Raw genomic sequence first — 737 nt, 5'->3', positions numbered from 1 at the left:
CGCGATTAGCGCTACAGCACCACGCGCGAGCCAGAAATCCAGCGCATGGGTTTGAAGCGTGAGATGGGGTGACCGCATCGTTCCGTCCAACACTTTAAAGGTCATGATGTGGGATGGATCCGATTGACAGTCGATGCGCTCAATTCAGGTTGCCGGTCAGCGCTTAGAGGAAGAATGCGAGGGCAAGGAGCATTCCTGCCGTCGCCAGGATGGCGATCGGCCAGTTGGGCTATGCCTGCCATCGTCGTCGCGTTCATACCCGACTGACGGCACACGCGTCCCCTGTCATCATGTTCGGTGGCGAACATTGGAATGTTATAGACTTCGACGACATAGGCTTTCACCGCTCGCTCGATCGCCGGCCAGCGCGCGAGCGAATGGCGGGGGTCGCGCATCTGCTCGTCGCTGACCGGCGCATCCGACAGGATTGCCATGCGCCAGAACACCAAGGCCCGTGGCACCCACAATTCGGTCGAGGGGAGGGGTGCCATCCAGCCATGCTCGTCGGGTTCGGTGTACCCGGCGCTGCCGTATAGCCACTCGCCGCGCTCGGCCGCCGGTGGCGCGTCCGCCACCGCCTCCGCGCGAAGCATCCGGTCGAGCAGCGCCAGCAGCGCGTCCCGGTCCAACTCGGGAGCCTCCACCCTCATTCCTCCGCCTTTACCTCGATCGTGCAACGCACCGCCTTCTTCGCCCTGGCGGCAGCGGTGCGGCACGCGCCGATCGCGTCGCGATTG

The 737-nt window shown here is 64.2% G+C and carries 1 protein-coding gene; it reads right to left on the bottom strand.

Annotation, left to right across the window (positions count from 1 at the left end):
- Positions 1-101: 101 nt before the first annotated feature.
- A partial coding sequence (locus tag AACY49_RS29760; RefSeq protein WP_339527764.1) for a hypothetical protein occupies positions 102-737 on the bottom strand: 636 nt, incomplete at its 5' end.

The organism is Pseudomonas sp. EL_65y_Pfl2_R96 (assembly GCF_963970905.1).
Taxonomy (GTDB): Bacteria; Pseudomonadota; Gammaproteobacteria; order Pseudomonadales; family Pseudomonadaceae; genus Aquipseudomonas.
This window is presented reverse-complemented; position numbering and strand designations above follow the sequence as displayed.